This is a genomic window from Rhizobacter sp. P2_H2 (assembly GCF_056403375.1).
Genome location: NZ_JBFUFP010001021.1, coordinates 1 through 1933, shown reverse-complemented (window position 1 = coordinate 1933; position 1933 = coordinate 1). Strand labels below are relative to the sequence as shown.

At 65.9% G+C, this 1933-nt stretch carries 2 protein-coding genes; both read right to left on the bottom strand.

Annotation, left to right across the window (positions count from 1 at the left end; genetic code table 11):
* Window positions 1-545 (bottom strand): class I SAM-dependent methyltransferase (locus AC1D15_RS29555; RefSeq protein WP_477828825.1); only part of this gene is annotated, 545 nt, incomplete at its 3' end.
* Window positions 542-1651, bottom strand: coding sequence for a glycosyltransferase WbsX family protein (locus AC1D15_RS29550; protein ID WP_477828824.1), 1110 nt, complete (start codon window positions 1649-1651; stop codon window positions 542-544). The genes AC1D15_RS29555 and AC1D15_RS29550, both read right to left, overlap by 4 nt.
* Window positions 1652-1933: the final 282 nt, after the last annotated feature.

Genomic DNA, 1933 nt, shown 5'->3' with positions numbered 1-1933 from the left:
GCTTTCTCCGGCCCGGTGAAATCCAGGTTGTGGTGCCGAACCCATTGCGCGCGCACCAGCCGGAAGCGGCCTTCGAAGCCGTAGATGCGGCCGAAGGGCGTCTCGCCGCAGAAGTACTCATGCGTGCGGTCGGTGATGATGTTGACGTGCGTCGGGTCCTGGAACGCCTCCGGTTGCGGGTAGGCCGGCGTCACCGCATACAGCCGGCCGCCCGGCGCCAGCACGCGCCAGATCTCGTTCATCAGCGAGATGAACGGCAGGATCGTGCGGCGTTCGTCGGGCACCGCCAGCACGCGCGGGATGTGCTCGATGAAATCGAAGGCCGAGACCGAGCCGAACATGCCGTCCGGATAGGGAATCGGGTCGAGCGCCAGATTGGCTTCCCGCGATTCGAAATCGGGTGTCGGCGGCAATGCGCGGATGTCGACGCCGAACAGCCGCTGTTGCCGGTAGGGATTGCGCGGGAACTTGCCGCAACCCAGGTCGAGGTGGGTGTCCGGCAGGCCACCGGGCAGAGTCGGCAGGACTTTGGAATCGTGGGTCATGRCATGTTTTCGGCGGGCGTGTGGGTGAGCTCGGCAATGATGTCCAGCATCTGCGTGCCCCGGTGTGTATCGGGTTCGAGGTAGGTGCCCTCCGCCCATTCGTTCCACGCGTTGAAGARCACGAAGGGTTGCTCGGCCCTGCGCGCCTTGGCCAATTGTGCGGCGAGGCCATTGCGGAACGCCTCCGGGCTGAAGTTGCGCAGCACCAAGCCGCGCTTGCCGCGCCGCGGGCTGTTGTCCCAGTCGGCGAAGGCCCCCGGATACACGCGAGGGCGTGAGGGGCGGCGACTGATCAGTTGCCACAGCAGCCGGTAGTCGTGGGAATCGAGGCGGTGCGGGCGTGCATCGGGCTGAAACCAGCGGCGCACCTTGGCCATCTGGCGGGTGACCTTGTGGCGCAGCCGGTACCAACGCGGCTGATCGTGCCTGAGCGTGTACATCGGCTCGAACTCCACCGCCGCATCGGCCAGGTCCAGGCGCGTGTCGGCGTCGAAGATGGTCAGCATCGAGACGAGGTGCAGGCCAGGCAGGCCCGCCTCGATCGCGAGAACTCGCCAGCGCGCGAACATCGGCTCGAGCACGGGAATGCTCCCGCAGCGGTAGACCAGCAGCATCGGCTGGCCGTCGACGCGGATGTAGCGCGGGTCGAGGAAGGCGCGCAGAAGGTAGGCGAAGTGCTTGTCCCAGTCGGCCTCGTTGCCGTAGTCCTGGGGCATCAGCACATCGCGCTCACCGCCGTCCCAGGCCCGGGTCCAGGGCTCGTTGGCCCAGGCGAGGCAGAACGGGAAGTCCGGGCCGCCGTCCTCGAGCAGCGCGAGGATCGGGCGCTGCAGCAGCTGCTTGCCGTTGAACCAGTAGTGGTAGTAACAGAAGCCGTGCACGCCGTGGCGGCGCGCCAGGTCGGCCTGCCATTCTCGCGTTTCGCGCTGCATCATGTCGTAGTAGCGGTCGGCGGCCGGCACGCGCGGCTGGAGGTGCCCGCGGTACAGCGGTTCCGCGCGGCGCACGTTGGTCCATTCGGTGAAGCCCTGGCCCCACCAGCGGTTGTTCTCTTCGACCTCGTGGAACTGTGGCAAGTGGAATGCGATGATCTTCGGCTCGGACATGGGATGGCGAAAGACTTCCGTCTTTGTGACTCCAGATGTCGAAGTCTAGTGGGCTTGCCGCACCACCCCTGCACAGCCATTCATCCGCATTAAGGATGGCCTGCAGCAGCGACAATCCGCCGACAATCCGCACCAGCCCGTTGATTCCGCCGACATGACCTCCTTGAGCCTTCCGCAGGTGACCCTGTGCTGCGTCGACTCGACCCCGCGACTGGATTGGTCGCTGAAGGCATTGCAGCATTKCCTGACGCAGGTTTCGTTCGGTGACGCGTTCCTCTGCAC